This window comes from Flavobacterium sp. GW821-FHT11G01, from assembly GCF_058808175.1.
This window is the reverse complement of the sequence record NZ_JBXARK010000002.1, coordinates 603,919-623,126: the sequence shown is the minus strand read 5'-3', so window position 1 is coordinate 623,126 and position 19,208 is coordinate 603,919. Positions and strand designations below refer to the sequence as shown.

At 32.0% G+C, this 19,208-nt stretch carries 16 protein-coding genes; 10 read left to right on the top strand and 6 right to left on the bottom strand.

All coding sequences use genetic code 11. From position 1 onward, the window contains the following. Positions 1 to 31: 31 nt before the first annotated feature. On the top strand, positions 32 to 2,728 hold the full coding sequence (locus tag AC1RRN_RS06500) for a putative LPS assembly protein LptD (RefSeq protein ID WP_492966527.1): 2,697 nt from the start codon (positions 32 to 34) through the stop codon (positions 2,726 to 2,728). Positions 2,729 to 2,753: 25 nt separating this feature from the next. After that, positions 2,754 to 3,134 (top strand): RidA family protein, encoded by a 381-nt coding sequence (locus AC1RRN_RS06495; RefSeq protein WP_492966526.1) that lies wholly within the window; start codon positions 2,754 to 2,756, stop codon positions 3,132 to 3,134. On the opposite strand, the gene AC1RRN_RS06490 is transcribed toward AC1RRN_RS06495, so the two are convergent. From AC1RRN_RS06490 to AC1RRN_RS06470, 5 genes are all read right to left on the bottom strand, one after another. Beyond that, positions 3,115 to 3,489, bottom strand: a complete 375-nt coding sequence (locus tag AC1RRN_RS06490) for a methylglyoxal synthase (RefSeq protein WP_056194557.1) — start codon at positions 3,487 to 3,489, stop codon at positions 3,115 to 3,117. The two genes, AC1RRN_RS06495 and AC1RRN_RS06490, sit on opposite strands and share 20 nt — an antisense overlap. A gap of 10 nt (positions 3,490 to 3,499) precedes the next feature. Continuing rightward, a complete protein-coding gene (locus tag AC1RRN_RS06485) occupies positions 3,500 to 4,351 on the bottom strand; it encodes an N-acetylglucosamine kinase (protein ID WP_492966525.1) in 852 nt (283 codons plus the stop codon). 129 nt (positions 4,352 to 4,480) lie between these two features. Beyond that, positions 4,481 to 5,485, bottom strand: a complete 1,005-nt coding sequence (gene gap, locus AC1RRN_RS06480; protein WP_492966524.1) for a type I glyceraldehyde-3-phosphate dehydrogenase — start codon at positions 5,483 to 5,485, stop codon at positions 4,481 to 4,483. 93 nt (positions 5,486 to 5,578) lie between these two features. Beyond that, on the bottom strand, positions 5,579 to 6,565 hold the full coding sequence (pfkA, locus tag AC1RRN_RS06475; RefSeq protein WP_492966523.1) for a 6-phosphofructokinase: 987 nt from the start codon (positions 6,563 to 6,565) through the stop codon (positions 5,579 to 5,581). Positions 6,566 to 6,874: 309 nt separating this feature from the next. Continuing rightward, a complete protein-coding gene (locus AC1RRN_RS06470; RefSeq protein WP_492966631.1) occupies positions 6,875 to 11,341 on the bottom strand; it encodes a translocation/assembly module TamB domain-containing protein in 4,467 nt (1,488 codons plus the stop codon). Positions 11,342 to 11,568: 227 nt separating this feature from the next. Between AC1RRN_RS06470 and tsaD the strand changes: the two genes are divergently transcribed. The 8 genes from tsaD (at position 11,569) to AC1RRN_RS06430 (ending at position 18,528) form a co-directional block, all read left to right on the top strand. Further along, positions 11,569 to 12,591, top strand: a complete 1,023-nt coding sequence (tsaD, locus tag AC1RRN_RS06465; RefSeq protein WP_492966522.1) for a tRNA (adenosine(37)-N6)-threonylcarbamoyltransferase complex transferase subunit TsaD — start codon at positions 11,569 to 11,571, stop codon at positions 12,589 to 12,591. Positions 12,592 to 12,594: 3 nt separating this feature from the next. Further along, entirely contained in the window at positions 12,595 to 13,308 is a 714-nt protein-coding gene (locus AC1RRN_RS06460; protein ID WP_492966521.1) for a 16S rRNA (uracil(1498)-N(3))-methyltransferase, read from the top strand. A 17-nt stretch (positions 13,309 to 13,325) separates the two neighbouring features. Next, positions 13,326 to 13,964: a DUF4159 domain-containing protein gene (locus AC1RRN_RS06455; protein WP_492966520.1), complete on the top strand. Its 639-nt coding sequence runs from the start codon at positions 13,326 to 13,328 to the stop codon at positions 13,962 to 13,964. A 10-nt stretch (positions 13,965 to 13,974) separates the two neighbouring features. Then, entirely contained in the window at positions 13,975 to 14,469 is a 495-nt protein-coding gene (locus tag AC1RRN_RS06450; protein ID WP_492966519.1) for a TrmH family RNA methyltransferase, read from the top strand. Positions 14,470 to 14,627: 158 nt separating this feature from the next. Next, positions 14,628 to 15,578, top strand: a complete 951-nt coding sequence (locus tag AC1RRN_RS06445) for a zinc metalloprotease (RefSeq protein WP_492966518.1) — start codon at positions 14,628 to 14,630, stop codon at positions 15,576 to 15,578. Positions 15,579 to 15,683: 105 nt separating this feature from the next. After that, positions 15,684 to 16,775: an AI-2E family transporter gene (locus tag AC1RRN_RS06440; protein WP_492966517.1), complete on the top strand. Its 1,092-nt coding sequence runs from the start codon at positions 15,684 to 15,686 to the stop codon at positions 16,773 to 16,775. Positions 16,776 to 16,777: 2 nt separating this feature from the next. Beyond that, a complete protein-coding gene (locus AC1RRN_RS06435) occupies positions 16,778 to 17,959 on the top strand; it encodes a THUMP-like domain-containing protein (protein WP_492966516.1) in 1,182 nt (393 codons plus the stop codon). Positions 17,960 to 17,961: 2 nt separating this feature from the next. Continuing rightward, entirely contained in the window at positions 17,962 to 18,528 is a 567-nt protein-coding gene (locus AC1RRN_RS06430) for a hypothetical protein (protein ID WP_492966515.1), read from the top strand. On the opposite strand, the gene AC1RRN_RS06425 is transcribed toward AC1RRN_RS06430, so the two are convergent. Then, on the bottom strand, positions 18,529 to 19,182 hold the full coding sequence (locus AC1RRN_RS06425; RefSeq protein ID WP_492966514.1) for a M15 family metallopeptidase: 654 nt from the start codon (positions 19,180 to 19,182) through the stop codon (positions 18,529 to 18,531). It abuts the gene before it with no gap. Positions 19,183 to 19,208: the final 26 nt, after the last annotated feature.

Sequence of the window (19,208 nt, the reverse complement as noted above, 5' to 3'; positions counted from 1 at the left end):
GATTATTTTTGCCAAAAAATTATATGTAAGTTTGACATGTCAAAAAACAAGCCATACTTTTACAAAAATAGCATTTAAACCTTTGCATACAAACTTATTTAATATCGTTTTATTATCATTTTTCCTAACACTAGGATGTGGTAAATTATATTCGCAAGAGATAAAATCAAAAAAAAACACATTACCAGCTGTAAAACAAACAGATAAACCTGTTACAACTGTACTTGATACTATAAAACTGGATACCGTCAGACCTAAAAAGACTTTTCTTGACGGTAAAGTAAAGTATAAAGCCAAAGATTATGCGAAAATTGATCAGAAAAGAAAACTTATTACATTATATAACGAAGCTGAATTATATTATAAGGACGTAGAACTAAAATCGGGTATAATTGTTTTAGATTATGAAAAAGACGAAGTCTATGCCGGAAGAATAAAGGATTCTGCAGGTGTTTTGACTCAATTTCCAAATTTCAAGCAAGGTGCCAGCGAAGTTCAGCCCGATTCTATTCGCTTTAATTTCAAAACAAAAAAAGCGTTAATCTATAATTCCAGAACAGAACAAGGAGAATTTAAAATTAAAGCGGCCGTTACTAAAAAAGAAAATGATTCTGTTTATTTTTTAAAAGGTGCTCGTTTTACAACTTCAAGTGATGTAGACAACCCTGAATATTATTTTCAAACTAATAAAGTAAAGTTTATCCCTGGAAAAAAAGTAGTCACAGGTTTAACCAATATGGTTATTGCAGATGTTCCTACTCCTCTTGCCCTGCCTTTTGCATACTTTCCGATGAGTCAGGAAAAAAGTGTTTCCGGAATCATTATACCAAGTTATAATGACTCTAATACAAGAGGATTCTCTTTACAAAATGGGGGTTATTATTTTGCTTTAAGTGACAACTACGACCTGACCGTTTTAGGAGATTACTATACCAACGGTAGTTATGCCATGCGTTTTGAATCTGCTTATGCGACGAGGTATAAATATAGGGGAAATATAAATGTTCGTTTTGAGAATTTGATCAATAGCGAAAGAGGCTATCCTGATTATTCGAAACAAAATATTTATAATATCCAATGGTCACACTCTAAGGATACTAAATCAAACCCCAACTCAAGTTTTTCTGCTTCCGTGAATATGGGTAGTAGTAAATACTTTAAACAATCCATTAATCAGGCAAACGTTGGATCAAATCTTAACAACACTTTAAGTTCGTCTATCTCTTATAATAAAACTTTTAATACAATTCCGGGAGCTCGTATTGCATTAACGGCAACGCATCAACAAAATACCCAAACAGAAGAAATTCAAATGACATTACCTTCCTTACAAGGTAGTATCGATCGTGTTTATCCTTTTGTTGGTAAAGATGGAGTTAAAAAAGGTTTTATAAAAAACATCAATTTACAGTACAATGTAACCGGGCAAAATAGATTCGTAACAACCGATTCCTTATTCTTTAAACCTCAAATGTTTAAAGACGCACAAATTGGGTTACAACAGTCTATTCCGATTAGTACAAACTTTAAAATATTCAAGTATTTTAGTGCGGGAGCATCAACAAATTATCAGGAAACCTGGGTTACAAAAACAGTAAGCAAAAATTACGACTCAAGCAAGAATGAAGTTGTAACACAAACTGTAAATGGTTTTGATGCATACAGAACCTACAATTTCAGTACTAATTTAGGAACTACAATTTATGGTACTTTTAATTTTGGTGAAAACAAAAGAATTCAATCTATTCGTCACGTTATGAGACCTTCTATTACGTACGCATACACACCTAGTTTCGAAAAATATTATGACAATTACTATGTAGATGCTTCAGGAAGAATATCAAACTCCTATTCACGCTTCGACGGAAGTGTTTACGGAGCACCTAGCAAAGAAAACTCAAACATTGTAGGTTTTGCTCTAAGCAATACTTTTGAGGCTAAAGTGAGAGATCGTGACAGCACAAAGACCGAACCTAAAAAAATAATGCTGCTAAACAACTTAAATTTTAGCACCAGCTATAATTTTAATGCTGACGGAAAGGACATTCTAGGCTGGCAACCCGTTCTTGTAAGTGGAGGAACGCAGCTTTTTGATAACAAAATGAATGTCAATTTTGGTGCTACTTTAGATCCTTATGCAATTGATAATTCTGGAAAAAGAATGGACGTCTACAACATTGATAATGGTGGTAGTTTATTCAGAATGACAAGTGCTAACTTAACTTTAAACTATTCTTTTTCAAATAAAGGAGTTAAAGAAGAAAACAAACAAAGTGAGCGGAATGGTGGTCGTAAAGATGATTTATTTGGTACTAATACAGACTTAAATGATAGTCGTAATAGTCAGTTTGCACAAGAAAAAGATGACGGAGAAGATGTTATAACCGAATTTTTTAATTCGAAGATTCCTTGGGATATGACAATGGCTTACTCATTAACTTATTCGAATATCAATAGAGAAAGTAAAATAACCGGGAATTCTGTCATGGTTTCTATCAATATGGACATTACACCAAAATGGAAAGGCGGAGTTTCTACTGGTTACGATTTTGTTCAACAAGGAGTTACTTTTACGCAATTTCGTTTTGAAAGAGACTTATTAAGCTGGAGAATGGCTTTCAACTGGACTCCATTAGGTCCTAACTCAAACTGGAACTTCTTTATCGGAATCAAATCTGGTATGTTAAGTGATATTAAATGGAATAAACGAAGTACTTCAAACCGATAATTCACATTCGATTAAAATAATTATTATGAAAAAAATCATCTTTACCGAAAAAGCACCTGCTCCAATTGGCCCATACAATCAGGCCGTATTATCAGGAAATACACTGTATGCTTCTGGTCAGATTGCAATAAATCCGTCTTCAGGAGAACTTGTTACTGAAACCATCAATGATGAAACAAAACAAGTAATGGAAAACATTGCTGCAATTCTGGAAGCTGCAAATATGACATTTGAAAACGTTGTTAAGGCAACTATTTTTATCATGGACATGAATAACTTTGGCGCTATAAATACGATTTACGGATCTTATTTTAACGAAAAAACCGCTCCAGCTCGTGAAACGGTTCAAGTGGCATGTTTGCCAAAAAATGTAAATGTTGAAATTTCTATAATTGCTGTGCAATAGCATCTAATAATAATTGTGCCGTTGCCTCATTTGTTGCCAGCGGCACATTATGTACATCGCAAACACGAATCAACATATTAATATCTGCTTCGTGCGGATGGCTCGATAAAGGATCTTTAAAAAAGAATACCATTTGAGTTATTCCTTCCGCTACTCTTCCTGCAATTTGTGCATCACCACCTAAAGGTCCGGAAAGCATTCTTTGCGTCTTAAAACCCGCTGCTTCTGCTTTTCCTCCAGTAGTTCCTGTACCGATCAATTTTATTTTTTCATGATGCAAAACATCTGAATTCTTAATTAAAAAATTAATTAAGTCAGCTTTTTTACCATCGTGAGCAATAATCGCAATCTCCATGAAACCAGAACTATTGATTAGCAACATGGTACGCAATTAATCCATCAATTGGTCTTCTTAATACATTTCCTAATTGAAGTTCATATTTATCAAAAGTTTCTTGTAATTCATCTTTTAAATAAAAAGCGATAGAACCTACGAAGTGCACAGGTACCTCTTTACAATTATCAAATTGTTTGATATAATTTTTAACGAAAGATTTCATTCCTTTGAAAATGATTTTTCTGCAGAAATCTGTGTCTTTATGCTTGATTAAGAACTTTGCAAAAGTCGCTAAATAAGCGTTTGGATTTGGTTCTTTATATAGTTTATTTTTAATAAAATCAGGATCTAAATCATATTCTTTTTCAAATTCAACAGCTAGTTCTTTAGGCATTTTATTGAAATAGTACTTTCTGATTAATTCTTTTCCAAAAACATTTCCACTACAATCATCCATAGCAATATAACCTAATGACTGTACTTTTTGATGCAATACTTTTCCATCAAAATAACTGCAGTTAGAACCCGTTCCTAAAATACTTACGATTGCCGCTTCTCCTTTTGGAGTTGTTGCATAAACTGCCGCATAAGTATCTTCGTGAACCTCAACAATTGCGTTAACAAAATACTCCTGAAAGATTTGTGTCAATGCAATTTTCATTCTGTCTGTACCACAACCTGCTCCATAAAAGAACAAATGTGAGGCATTTTTTTTGTTTTGTAATATATCAAAACGATCGTTTAATCTTTCAACAATTTCCGGACCGTCAAGAATTTCAGGGTTTAACCCTAAAGTTTGTGTTGTGAATAATACTTTTCCATTATCATCAATTGCAATCCAATCGGCTTTCGTAGATCCACTATCAACTATTAATTTCATTTTTTTTTGTTTTTGGATTAGTTTTTCTTCAATAATTTAAAAGTGTATTTTTTACATTAATTAAAGACGTAACAAAATAAGAAAATCCCGTTACTATTCAATAACGGGATTTTGCAAAAATATATAATATTATTTTAAACCTGCGATATGCACAGATAAATCAATCAATTTACTAGAGTATCCGTACTCATTATCGTACCAAGATACTAATTTAAAGAAAGTTGAATTCAAACCAATTCCTGCAGTAGCATCAATGATTGAAGTTCTTTTATCAGAAATAAAATCCTGAGAAACAACTGCATCTTCAGTATATCCTAAGATACCTTTCATTGTAGTTTCAGAAGCATTCTTTAAAACAGCCATAATTTCTTCGTAAGAAGTCTCTTTAGCTACTTTTACAGTTAAATCTACTGTAGAAACGTCAGCAGTAGGAACACGGAAAGCCATACCAGTTAATTTTCCATTCAATTCTGGAATAACTTTTCCAACTGCTTTTGCAGCACCTGTAGATGATGGAATAATGTTTATGCTTGCAGCACGTCCACCTCTCCAGTCTTTTCTAGAAGGTCCATCAGCTGTCATTTGAGTTGAAGTTGTTGCGTGAACAGTAGTCATCAAAGCTTCAACAATTCCAAAATTATCATGAATAACTTTAGCTAAAGGAGCTAAACAGTTTGTAGTACAAGAAGCATTAGAAACAACTAAATCAGAAGCTTTTGCAGTTTCGTGGTTTACTCCCATTACAAACATTGGCGCGTCTGCAGATGGAGCAGAAATAATTACTTTTTTAGCACCACCTTTAATGTGCTCATTTGCAGTTTCGATAGTTGTGAAGATACCAGTACATTCTGCAACTACATCAACATCAACTTCATTCCATTTTAAGTCAGCTGGATTTCTTTCTGCAGTGATACGGATGTTTCTTCCGTTTACATAAAGTTTTCCTTCTTTTACCTCTACAGTTCCGTTGAAACGACCGTGAACTGAATCATATTTTAATAAATAAGCTAAGTGATCAACATCTAATAAATCGTTGATTGCAACTACTTCTACATTATCTCTATTGAAAGTTTCTCTAAAAACGATTCTTCCGATACGTCCAAATCCGTTTATTCCTAATTTTACTTTTGACATTTTACTAAATTTTTTGCTTTTGTTTTTGTTACACTAATTTAAAGTCTAATTTCCTCACAATAAACTTCTTTCCTTTTAAACTTTTTATTTATTTTATGTTGACATGATGTCAGAAACTCTCAATAATTCTCTATCAATTTCAGATTTACCTTTAATTGCCTGCTCCAATGGTGTTAAAGCCACTTTATCTTCACGAAGTCCAACCATATAATTTGATTTTCCTTCTATTAAAGACTCTACTGCTTTTACTCCTAAACGACTTGCCAGTACACGGTCAAAACAAGATGGTGAACCACCACGTTGCATGTGTCCCAATACAGAAACTCTTACGTCGTACTCAGGTAAATTAGCTTCAACATAATCTTTTAATTCGAATACGTTTTTACCAATTTTATCACCTTCAGCAATTACCACTATACTTGATGATTTTCCTGAAGCTTTACTTTTTTGAAGAGAGTCTAGCAATCTGTCTAAACCTAAATCTTCTTCAGGAATAAGGATTTCTTCGGCACCAGCTCCAATACCAGCATTAAGAGCGATATGCCCTGCATCTCTTCCCATAACTTCTACAAAAAACAGACGATTATGTGAACTTGCAGTATCTCTAATTTTATCAATACAATCTACTACGGTATTTAAAGCAGTATCATAACCTAATGTATGAGTTGTACCAAAAATATCATTATCAATTGTACCCGGAATTCCCATTACAGGAAAACCATATTCAGCATTAAAAATTAAACCTCCGGTAAAACTTCCATCTCCTCCAATAACAACTAAAGCATCAACTCCAGCTTTTAAAAGATTTTCATGTGCCTTCTTTCTACCTTCAGGTGTTCTAAACTCCAGAGAACGGGCTGATTTTAAGATCGTCCCACCTTTGTTTACAATATTATTTACGCTTCGAGGGCCCATTTCTTTGAAATCTCCTTCGATCATTCCTTGATACCCTCTATAAATTCCTATGCATTCTATATTATGATAAGCACATGTTCGAACAACTGATCGTATTGCGGCATTCATTCCAGGCGAATCTCCACCTGATGTCAGAACACCAACTTTTTTTATTGTTTTTGGCATTATTTAAGTATTAAAGTGTAAAATTAGCAAACATTCACCACTTTTCAGGCTATGATTGTAATAAATTAATAAAATATGTTAAATTCAAACGTTTTCGTTAATAAGTTTTTTGATATAAAAAAATTCATTTAAAATAATAAAAGCACCTTATTTTAATTAAATCCTTAAAATTAACAATACATAAATGAAGTGTTATAAAAATATGCTCCATCTTAATTAGGTAAAAAAAAATTGGAATATCTAAAATTAGCATAAAAAAACCATTCGTTGCAGCGAATGGTTTTATAATTATACTTTTTTAACAAAAGCTTAAAAATCGTCGTTATCGGGAATTAATCCCTGATTGTTATTTTGAGGTTGTGGTTGTTTCTCTTCCTCTTTTTTATCAGCCTTCTTTTTATTTTTATCAGCGTCTTTTTTACTGGAAAAATTAATATAATCAGGATTCAAATTAGAATCTTGCAGATCATCTGAAGTGCCTTTTAAAGTTCTTTCCAGCTTATGACTCTTAAACAGCTTATTTACCAATTCACTGAAAGTATCAAAATCTACTTCATATGAAATACCAACACCTTGTGTATAACCAATTCCTTGTCCTATATAATTAATATCATTTTCTTTATTAAATAAACGAAGATTCATAGATCCATCTTCATTTACCCTGTAAAGTATTTCAATATCTCCAACAATCGCTGATTCATTTACTCCTCCAACCGGAACACCTACTTTTCCGTTAATTGAAATTTTCTCATTAATCTGAGATGAAATATTAGCAACAAACTGACCATCTGCTTCCTGACCTATTCGTTTATCTGCCGATATAAAATTCAGATCAATATTAAATTTATCATTATCAGATTTTATAATTCCGCCTAATAAACTGGCAGCCGTTTCTGCAAATGTTCCTGATAAATCACTTTGATTAAATCCGTCCGGACTCATAAATGAACCTGTTGACAGCAGATATAAAGCCTGAGTTTGTCGAACATCTTTATCATCTAACTTATATTGTATCTCTGATTTTAAAACACTGCTTACAGATGGAAACTGAATATCAAAATTAGGCTCCGGGCTTGCCAAATCTCCTCTTAAGCCAATAACAACTTCTACCGGAACTTTTTTATTGAAAGAAGAATTTTCTAATAATACTGCTGGATTTGCAGATGTTCTGTAAACAGCTTCCAAATTCAACTGAGCCTTCATAGGGTTTCCTTCCCAAATGATAGATCCTCCTTTTTTTACCGCAAACTTTTTATCAATTAAACCTCCGTATTTAAAATTATACGTTCCTTCATATGCCTGGAAATCTCCCCACATATTAAATTTACCAAGCGTATTAATTTTAAATAATAATGATCCATATCCTTTTCCTTTCATTCCATGACCCGAATTTCGATCCAGAATTACCTCTACTTCGGCATCTGGCGTAATATCAAAATCAAATTCTAATTCAAGTCCTCCATAGTTTCTGGTTTTCTCAATAATACCATTTGCTAAGTTGTATTTTTCTTTCGGAGTTACAAAATGTATCCAACTGCTCTCACCAACGCTCTGAACATTATTAATAGGGATTTTAACCTCTGTGCCTTTCTCTGATTTAGCGGCAACTTTTATAAACAGACTTTCTGTTGGCCCGGTAATACTTGCTGTTCCGTTAATAAATGCTGTACCAAAATAAGCGGCGTCATCACTGTCTTTAGTATCGAGTGCTACCAATCGCTTCGAACTAATGTTCAGATCTAATTTCCAATCTCCAAAATTATGGTGTTCAATACTACCGTTCAGCAGTCCTTTAGTTCCGTATTTTGTGTCTGTTAATTGATTATTTCTAAACAAGAATTTCTCATCAGTTAAATCAATTACAGTTCTGTCGCTTAACTCATAATCGACGTTCAGGTAAGGAATAGTCATTCCTGCTTTCTCAACATATAACCTTCCGTTTATTTCAGGTTTTTTAATATTCCCAACAACGGCAGCATTTCCAGAAACAGAACCACGTACATTAGACAAAACATCTTTACCAACTGTTCCTAAGGTTGCCAAATTAAACCCTTCGAGTTTAAGCTTTAAATCAAGTATAGTTTCTTTATTTTCAATGGCAAAATTTCCGCTGGCATTAAACGATTCTGTAAAACCATTATGAATTGAGGAGTTTATAGTAAATCTTCTCAGATTTTGATCTCCGGAAATATCAAAATCTAAAGTTCCCAGCTCGGTATTATTTAAATTAAGATGATCAATAACAATAGATGCTGTAGGCTGATATACATCTTTATTCTGCTTAAAATTTACATTTCCATTTAAATTACCATTAAAAACAAATTTTGAATTTAATGGAGTAATTTTATTAATATCAACATCTTCAAAATTTAGTACAATATCTTTATAATCACTGCCTTTTAAAACTCCGTTTAAATCAATTTTTTGATCTTCATGAGACAAAACAATATTATTAATTGTAAAATTCTTAAAGTTTTTATCAAAAACAATCTGATTATCTTCTCCTTCTTCTTCATTTAAATACCACAAATAGTCTTTAAATTTCATTTCAGATTTTTTTATTCCGACTATATTATTTTTGTTTTTATCTATAGTATGAAACAAATCAAGATTAAAATAATCCTGACCTTTTTCTCCTCCTTTAAATTCAGAACGAACAAACAAAGTGTCCTTAGAAGTTACATTAATCAGACTAAAATCACGTATCTTATAATAAGGTGTCTTAATACTATCCAACTCAATAAATGCATTATAAAGTGGATTTTTATTATCAATATTAACCCGAATATTGTCGAATGTATTTTTTGCCGCTGTAATCTTTTGCGATTTAAACCTAAATTTAAATTCATTTAAATCGGCATCAATTTTACCACGAACAACGGTAGAGGAATCAACATTAATTTCAGGATACAACATTTCGACAACTTTGTCATAAACATGAAAATTGAAACGCAGGAATTGTCCTTTTTTAACTTTATAAGGCTTATAATTGGTATAAAGGCTTCCAACGGAATTCATTACCAATTTATCTAATTGAGCGAACTGAAATTTACCCACAATTTTTCCATCAACAATATCAGTAGAATTAATAGTTATAGTTCGCAATCTATCAGCATCAAAACTTGAATTGATTGTTAATTCGTCAAATTCGTAAGTTGCTTTTGGATTTTGATAAATCGCATCTTTAATATAAATATTTCCTTGAAGGTTTTCGATTGAATTTCCTGAAACCTGAACAACTGCATCTCCCGTAAAATGCGAAATAGAATCGTTTATAAATTTAAGTTTTCGCAAATCGGCATTCTCAACATTGATATGGAAATCATATTTGTTTTCACGCTTGCTTAAATCTACTAAACCATCAAATGTTAAGGATAAATTAGGATCATTTACAGAAATTTGCCCTTTATAGTAAGGCAATTTAAAGTTACCATTGACTACTATATTATTATAGGTATACTTATTATACTCTAATTTGGCAATATCTCCTTTAATAACGGTGTTCAGATATTTTTCAGTAAATCCAACCCCATCAACATCCAAATTTAAAGTTGTTCTTCCTATATCTTTTCTTTTTAATAAAGCACCAACATCAAAATTCTCAAGGACAATATTTCCAGAATAAGATGCTTTATCAATAAAATCCATATTATTTAAATGCAAATCAACCTGGCCGCCACCAATATCGGTAATCATTTTAAAATCACTTTCTAAGGCCGTTGTTGAAACTTTTGCTTTTCCTATAATCGTAAATTTACCAACTCTTTTTAGTTCTTCGGGAAGCCTCTTTCCTAAAACAATTGGAAGCAGGGCAACCAAATTATCATAACTGGAAACTAACCTGTCAAACTTACCGTCCATCGAGAATTTTTGCTCTTTGGTTCCTAAAAGGTTTTTAAAATTAATTGTACCTACAATTCTCGAACCGTTGGTATCTGTTAACCTCAAGCCTCTTAAATTAATATTATTAAGAGGTCCGCTTAACTTTGTTTTAAGCTTAAAGTGCTGATTTTTACCTAATCCGTCATAAAAATAACGAAGATCATTTGTTGCAATTGATGACGAATCAATTCTAACATTAAACTTTACTTTATCCGTAAAATTTAAAAAATCTTCTACTTTATAATTTAAAATTGCCTGACCATAAATAGACGATCTCTTCGTTTTTATAGCTAAGTTTTCAACTTTTATTTGTTTTTTAGTATAACTGAATTTTCCGGTAAAATTAGAAACATAAAGACCGCGATGATCCAAAAATGAAAAGCGATGAATGGTTGTATTGATATCAGGACCATACAATTTAAAATCACTTATATAAGCATTTAGCTTTGTGAAGGATAAAAATTTAGGTGTTTTTTTATTTTCATCCACTACCGAAAATATACCTTTTGAAATATAAGCGTTTTTAGCTGTTAGTAAAAAATGCTTATTTGTTTTGGAAGGTTTATCAGAATCAAAAAGTTTTATAAATTTATTGATATTGTTTTCTGTTTCACCTTTATAAGTTTTCAGATTAAAAATTACGCCTGTTAAGCGCAAATCACCAAAAAATAAATCGCCGTCCAGCAATCTCGTAACACTTAAAACATCGGTAGTAATAATATCCGAATAAATTAAAACTTTTTTGTGGTGATCATAAATCAAAACCTTTTTAAGTTTAACACCACCAAAAATGTTTATAGCGACCTTATCAACATGAATATCCGTTTTAAAATCTTCATTTAGGGAATTGGTAACGTACTGTGCAATTTTTGTCTGAACTATAGGCAAAGACAGTGTTATAGCAAGTGCCAACAAAAGTAAAATTAACCCAATTAGGGTTCTTGATATTATTTTCTTTACTTTTTTGATAGCTTCTTAATTTTAGTTTTCTTTTAAATTCACTTTGAACAGACAAAGAACGGCTGTTTTTGATAAAAATTCTTTAATTTTGGCTTCTCCTTACAATCAAAGAAAATTAAAAATTTGATTTGTCAAATATAATCCAAAATTCGTGCCTTTATATGCAAAATTCAGAGGTTTTTATTCTTGCCATCGAAAGTTCCTGCGATGATACTGCTGCGGCAGTTTTACATAACGATAAAGTACTCTCAAATGTTGTGGCCAATCAGCTTATCCACAATCAATATGGTGGCGTCGTACCTGAGTTGGCCTCAAGAGCCCATCAGCAAAATATTGTTCCTGTAATTGATGCTGCATTACGCAAAGCAAATGTACAAAAAGAACAATTAACGGCCATTGCATTTACACAAGGTCCTGGTTTAATGGGATCTTTATTAGTGGGAAGCTCCTTTAGTAAATCGCTATCATTGGCATTACAAATTCCGTTAATAGCTGTCAATCACATGCATGCTCATATTTTAGCACATTTTATTGATGAAGAAGGATTTGATAAACCTGAATTTCCATTTTTAGCATTGACCATTAGTGGAGGTCACACACAGATTGTAAAAGTAAATGGCTTTTTTGATATGGAAATTATTGGTGAAACCACTGATGATGCTGTTGGGGAAGCTTTTGATAAAAGTGCCAAAATTCTTGGACTTCCCTACCCTGGTGGCCCATTAATCGATAAATATGCGAAAGAAGGAAACCCAAAAGCGTTTGCTTTTACCAAACCAAAAGTACCTGGATTGGATTTTAGTTTTTCCGGATTAAAAACAGCTATTTTGTATTTTATTCAGAAGAAAAAATTAGAAAACCCAAATTTCATCGAAGAAAATCTAAATGATATTTGTGCTTCTATACAATATACTATTATCGAAATTTTGATGGATAAATTAAAATTAGCGGTAAAAGAAACCGGAATCAAACAAATCGCGATTGGCGGAGGTGTTTCGGCAAATTCCGGAATTAGAACGCGATTGAAAGAAAGTGAAGGCAAATACGGATGGAAAACTTTTGTTCCGAAATTTGAATACACTACCGATAATGCTGCAATGATTGGAATTGTAGGTTATCAAAAATATTTATCAAGTCGTTTTGAAACTCAGGCAGTAGTTTCGAAAGCGCGAATTCAATTTTAAATTATGCAATTATTTTACAATCCTGATATAGACGAAACAACTGAAACTTTTTCTTTTGATAAAGAAGAAAGCCGTCATATTATAAAGGTTTTACGAAAAAAAGATTCGGATATCTTACACGTTACAAATGGTTTAGGTTTATTATTTGAAACTGAAATTACATTGGCTTCTGACAATAAATGTATTGTTGAAGTGCTATCAATAAAAAAGTCTCCAGAACCAAAATTCCGTTTGCATTTAGCCGTGGCTCCAACCAAAATGAATGATCGTTTTGAATGGTTTTTAGAAAAAGCTACTGAAATTGGAATTCAGGAAATCACTCCGGTTTTTTGTGATCGTTCTGAACGAAAAGTGATAAATTTAGAGCGTTTTGAAAAGATAATTCTTTCGGCAATGAAACAATCGAATGAAACGTATTTTCCTAAATTGAATGAAGCAATTTCATTCAAGGAATTTATCAAACAAAAAAATGAAGGCTTGCAATTGATTGCTCATTGTGAAGAAACCGACAAAAAATCACTGAAAGAAGTTTTAAAACCGAATGAAAGCGTAACAATTCTTATTGGTCCTGAAGGTGATTTTTCAGATAAGGAAATTGCATTGGCTTTAGAAAATAGTTTTCAACCTGTTACGTTAGGAAATACCCGTTTACGTACTGAAACAGCTGCAGTTGTAGCCTGTCATAGTGTTGTTTTTTTTAATGAAACTCCAAATTAACTGATCTTAAAATTGGTATGAAAAAAATATTCTTTTTGTTTTTATTGGTTTCCATTTCTTCCTTTTCACAAGAAATTGCTCTATTAAAATACAGCGGTGGCGGCGATTGGTATGCAAATCCGACTTCATTACCAAACCTCATCCGTTTTTGCAATTCCAATATTAATACCCGAATAAAACCAAAACCATCAACGGTTGAACCAGGCAATCCTGATTTACTTTCGTATCCTTTTGTTCATATGACCGGCCACGGAAATGTTGTGTTTAGTGATGCTGATGTGACTAATCTTAGAAATTATCTGACTGCCGGAGGTTTTCTCCATATTGATGATAATTACGGAATGGATCAATACATTCGAAAAGAAATCAAAAAGATATTTCCAAATAATAATTTAGTCGAAATTCCGGCAAATCATGCTATTTTTCAAAAACCATTTCCTTTTCCAAACGGCTTGCCAAAGATTCATGAACATGATGGTACACGTCCACAAGCTTTTGGAATTTTCGTAGAAAACAAACTCGTTTTATTATACACTTACGAATGTGACTTAGGCGACGGCTGGGAAGATCCTGAAGTACATAACGATCCGGCTGATGTTCGTGATAAAGCCTTAAAAATGGGCGCGAATATCATCAATTATATTTTTACCAATTAATTATAAAAAAGTGCAACTTACTCACGAAGAAAATCAATTTGAGAGAAAAACATTTCCAATAACACTGGTTTGCGACAACATTTACTTTCAGCAGAATATTGGTTCATTATTTAGAATAAGCGAGGCTTTTGGTGTAGAAAATATTATTTTTTTAGGAAAAGATATTCCACTTACACCTCGAAAAATCAATAAAACTTCACGAAGTACTCATCTTCATGTACCTCATACTATAATAGAACAAACCTCAGAGTTAATTACGTATTTACTTCAAAACAACTTCGAAATTATTGCTTTGGAAATTGCAAGCAATAGTAAACCATTAAAAGAAGTTAAAATTCCTGATAATCAAAAAATTGCACTTATTGTAGGAAGTGAAATTGATGGAATTTCAGATGACCTTTTAAAAATTTCGAACCAAATTGTTCATATTAATATGTTTGGTAAGAACAGCAGTATGAATGTTGTACAAGCTACAAGTATTGCTTTGTACGAATTTACTTCTTAATAATTTAATCTTAATTTTTGTAAGAATCAAGCTGTACGGGCTGTTGTAAAATTCTCACAAAAAAAATGTTATAAAAATTTGGTGTGAAAATCATTTTGTTATAAAATTGTTATATAAATAACCAAATTTAATTTTTTATAACAAAAATCCAAATTATTATGAAAAAAGTTTTTATTACCGCATTTACAGCCTTAGTGCTGTTTTCTTGTCAAAATGACCAAACAGAACCAGCAGGTTCAGATGCTAGTGCTGCTACAGAGCGTCGTTGTGCTTCGCAAGAAGTTCTTGAAGCGCAATTAAAAGCAGATCCAATGTTAGCTATTAAAATGAATGAGATTGAAGCCTTTACAACAAATCGAATCTTAACGAATCGTTTAGTAAATGGTAAAGTTGAAATTCCGGTTGTAGTAAACGTTTTATACAAAACGACTGCACAAAACATTTCAAATGCACAAATTCAATCTCAGATTGATGTTTTAAACAAAGATTTCAATGCTTTAAACTCTGACTACAACAGTGTTCCGGCACTTTTTGCAGGAGTAAAAGCTAATGTAGGAATTACATTTGTTTTAGATCAGGTTATCCGAAAATCTACAACAAAAACTTCTTGGGGAACTAATGACGCCATGAAAAAAACGGCTCAGGGCGGAATTGCACCAACGTCTCCGACAACTAAACTTAACCTTTGGTCTTGCGCTATTGGTGGAGGAATTTTAGGCTATGCACAATTTCCTGGTGGAGCATCTGCGACTGACGGAGTTGTAATTGATTCTAGATATTTCGGTTTATCTGGTGCTGCAAATGCTCCTTTTAACTTAGGAAGAACTGGTACTCATGAAGTAGGTCACTGGATGAATTTACGTCATATCTGGGGAGATACTACTTGTGGAAGTGATTTAGTATCTGATACTCCTACGCACAATACAGCAAATTATGGTGTACCAGCTTACCCTCATTATAGTACATGCTCAGGAACACCTGTGGAAATGACTATGAACTATATGGATTATACAGATGATAACGGTATGTACATGTTCTCATTAGGGCAAAAAAGCAGAATGGCTGCCATATTTGTTTCAGGAGGTCCAAGAGCTGCTTTTGGACAATAAAGAAAAAAATCAATTAAAAAAGAAAGCGAGATCTAACCATCTCGCTTTTTTTATTCGCTAAAAATTTCAAAAGCTTTTCCTATATTTATAGTCTAAAAATTAATCATGATAACATCAAAAATCATTTCAAACGGAATTCTAAGAGCTTTAGCTACAATCTTAGTTGTTGCTGCCATTTTATATTTTTTATATGAAATTCAAACAGTAATCGTTTATTTATGCATTTCATTAATACTTTGTCTCATAGCAAATCCTCTGGTTCAATTTTTAAAAAATAAATTAAAGTTTAGCAATTCATTAGCCGCAACCACTACAATAATAATTTTTATATTATTAATGATCGGTTTCATTTTGTTGTTTGTCCCGTTAATTATTTCTCAGGCAAACAATTTATCTTTATTAGACACCAACAATCTTCAACAACAATTCTATGAAACCGAGCGCAGTATAGAAAGCTATTTCAATATTCAGCATGTTGATCTGAATAAAGTGCTGAAAGATTCGAAAATTACCACTGCCTTTAGTTTTGGTTATTTTACAAGTTTTATAAACTCAATAATGGGTTTTATGGCCGATATGGGAATGGGATTAGTCTCCGTATTTTTCATCACCTTCTTCTTTATTAAAGATCAGGAGAATTTTAAAGCAGGCGCCAAAAGAATTCTTCCGGATACGAATGAAGATAAAATCTTAAATTCTATTACCAAAATAAATCATTTACTAACCCGATATTTTATTGGATTGTTACTTCAATTAACTGTCGTCTTTATTTTGTACTTAATTGTGTTGATGGTTTTCGGAAATAAAAATGCTCTTGTAATTGCCTTTTTATGTGCCATTTTAAATATCATTCCGTACATCGGACCAATTATCGGAACTATACTGGCAGCCATATTAACCATAATCAGTTTGATTGGCAGTGATTTTCAATCCGAAATTTTACCAACTACTATATATGTAGTTATTGGCTTTTTACTAGTTCAGGCTATTGACAATAATATTAGTCAACCGATAATTTCATCAAAAAGTGTAAATTCGCACCCGCTTGAAATATTTCTTGTTACTCTTATTAGCGGAATTACTTTTGGAATTGTTGGAATGGTGATTGCAATTCCGGTATTTACCATGCTAAAAGTAATTTTAAAAGAATTTTTTCCTGACAATAAAATTGTTTCCGTATTAACTGAAAAAATCTAACATTGAATTCGTCTCTTTTAAGTAAAAACATTCAGGAATTTATAACTAAAAATACCGGGGCATCAACTACAAAACTTGCCTTTCAGAAAAATCCTTTTCCTGAAGTTGACTGGATTTTGATTTTGAACCAAATAGAGGCAAAAACAAAAGCAAAAGACAAATTACCTACTTGGTTTTCGACTGAAAATATAATTTATCCCAGTAAAATATCAGTCGAACAAACCTCATCTGAAAAAACAGCTGCTTATAAAGCTTCTTTAATTTCAGGAGAAACTTTAATTGATCTTACCGGAGGTTTTGGTGTTGATGATTATTATTTCTCCAAAAGATTTAAAAAAATAGCACATTGTGAGATAAACGAAGATTTATCAGCAATCGTAAAACATAACTTTGAGAAATTACAAGTAACAAATTGTGATTTTTTTGCTGAAGATTCCACCAATATTCTAAAAGAATTGAATCAAAAATGGGATTGGATTTATATTGATCCTTCAAGAAGAAATGACGCAAAAGGCAAAGTTTTTATGCTGAAAGACTGTTTGCCAAATGTTCCTGAATTATTGGATTTTTACTTTGAAAAAACAGATTCAGTATTAATTAAAACGGCTCCATTATTAGATATTTCAGCTGGTTTGTCTGAATTAAAATTTGTCAAAAACATTCATATTATTGCTTTGGAAAACGAAGTAAAAGAATTGCTTTTTGAAATTCACAATCATTATACAGACGCAATTACAATTAAAACAGCTAATATCTTAAAAGACAAAATCGAAACTTTTGAATTTGTTTTGGATAATGAATCTGATTTTCCATTGTATGGGTTACCTCAAAAATATCTATACGAACCCAATTCGGCCATAATGAAATCTGGTGGTTTTGATGAAGTAAGTTCTATTTTCAAAATAGATAAACTTCACAAACACTCCCATTTATATACTTCTGAAGAGTTAATCGATTTTCCGGGGAGATCTTTTGAAATAGAAAAAGTGATTTCATACAACAAAAATGATATGAAAACGGAGCTTTTAAATCAGCAGGCAAACATTACAACCCGGAACTTTCCGGACACGGTAGAAAACATTCGAAAAAAGTGGAAAATAAAAAATGGTGGAAATTTATATTGTTTTTTTACAACAGATAAAAATGATAACAAAATAGTTTTAATTTGCAGAAAAATAATTTAAAAATGAAACAACTAATTACACTAACTTTTTTTCTTTTAACCCTTACTGCATTTGCACAAAAACCATGTGAATACAGTACCAATGTTACTGATTCTATTGGTACTTATAAAATTACAAATGAATATTTAATGAGCGAAAAGAACTTCGGAGGAACCTTTAGCTACGTATTCTTTTCATTGGCACAAACGGATGGTTTGCCAACATTAAATTTACAATTAATTCAAAAAAGTAAAGATTTTATAAAAGCGAATTGCTTTGACAAAAACTCAAAAATCTTTTTACAATTACAAAACGGTAAAATTGTAACTTTAATGCACATTGAACAGGAAAACTGCGGAACTCTTATTCGTGATGATAAAGGTTTTGATAACCGTGTAAACACAGGAATTTTTGTGTTTATGAAAGATAGTTATGACGAATTGAAAAAATCTCCGGTTAATATCATGCGTGTTAAATACCTGACAACTACGGAAGACTATATCGTAAAAAGTGAATTAATATCTGAGATGAATGGAAAAACATATAAACCAGATACTTATTTCATGGAAAACATCAGATGTGTGGAATAGCTATTCGCAATTCCATTTTTGATTTGAAACTTTATCTTTTAAACCTGTTTTTAAATTATAATGCCACCATTCAGAATCAAATGAATTAAAGCCATTTTTAATCATTACTTTTTTAAGAAACTTTCTGTTCGATTTCACTTCACTCGAAAGTTTAGTATAATTATGACTGGCCTGTTCTCCGAAGAAATCAAAAGGAGTACCCATATCCACTTCTTTTCCATTATTATCGACTAATGAAATATCAACGGCTCCTCCTCTATTATGGATGGAGCCTTTTTTTGGATCGGCTACATACTCCGGATTCGAAACAATTTCCCACATCTTTTTCTGGATAGACAAAGGTCGGTAACAATCGTATAATTTAATTTTAAAACCTTTTTTCTTAAAATCATTATTGGCGGCAATTAACGCCTGAACAGTTTTAAAACGCAAAAAACATTCGGCACAATCATAGACCTTTGCTTTTAAAAAATTATCATCAGTTGCATATTTCATATCATAAATAAAATCCTGGCTATACTCTTTCAGATTTACAAAAACGGTATCGGCAATATCTTGTTTTACTTCGCTTGTATAAACCTCGTTTTGAGCATTGGAGCTAAATCCCAAAAAAAGAGAAACTAAAAGAAACAATGAATTGATGAATTTTGACATGAACAAGTATTTTTAATTGAAAAGCT

Coding starts and splice junctions, on each gene's coding strand:
- AC1RRN_RS06495 (WP_492966526.1), top strand. CDS start 2,754: ATGAAAAAAATCATCTTTACCGAAAAAGCACCTGCTCCAATTGGCCCA.
- AC1RRN_RS06490 (WP_056194557.1), bottom strand. CDS start 3,489: ATGGAGATTGCGATTATTGCTCACGATGGTAAAAAAGCTGACTTAATT.
- AC1RRN_RS06485 (WP_492966525.1), bottom strand. CDS start 4,351: ATGAAATTAATAGTTGATAGTGGATCTACGAAAGCCGATTGGATTGCA.
- gap (WP_492966524.1), bottom strand. CDS start 5,485: ATGTCAAAAGTAAAATTAGGAATAAACGGATTTGGACGTATCGGAAGA.
- pfkA (WP_492966523.1), bottom strand. CDS start 6,565: ATGCCAAAAACAATAAAAAAAGTTGGTGTTCTGACATCAGGTGGAGAT.
- tsaD (WP_492966522.1), top strand. CDS start 11,569: ATGCAAAATTCAGAGGTTTTTATTCTTGCCATCGAAAGTTCCTGCGAT.
- AC1RRN_RS06460 (WP_492966521.1), top strand. CDS start 12,595: ATGCAATTATTTTACAATCCTGATATAGACGAAACAACTGAAACTTTT.
- AC1RRN_RS06455 (WP_492966520.1), top strand. CDS start 13,326: ATGAAAAAAATATTCTTTTTGTTTTTATTGGTTTCCATTTCTTCCTTT.
- AC1RRN_RS06445 (WP_492966518.1), top strand. CDS start 14,628: ATGAAAAAAGTTTTTATTACCGCATTTACAGCCTTAGTGCTGTTTTCT.
- AC1RRN_RS06440 (WP_492966517.1), top strand. CDS start 15,684: ATGATAACATCAAAAATCATTTCAAACGGAATTCTAAGAGCTTTAGCT.
- AC1RRN_RS06430 (WP_492966515.1), top strand. CDS start 17,962: ATGAAACAACTAATTACACTAACTTTTTTTCTTTTAACCCTTACTGCA.
- AC1RRN_RS06425 (WP_492966514.1), bottom strand. CDS start 19,182: ATGTCAAAATTCATCAATTCATTGTTTCTTTTAGTTTCTCTTTTTTTG.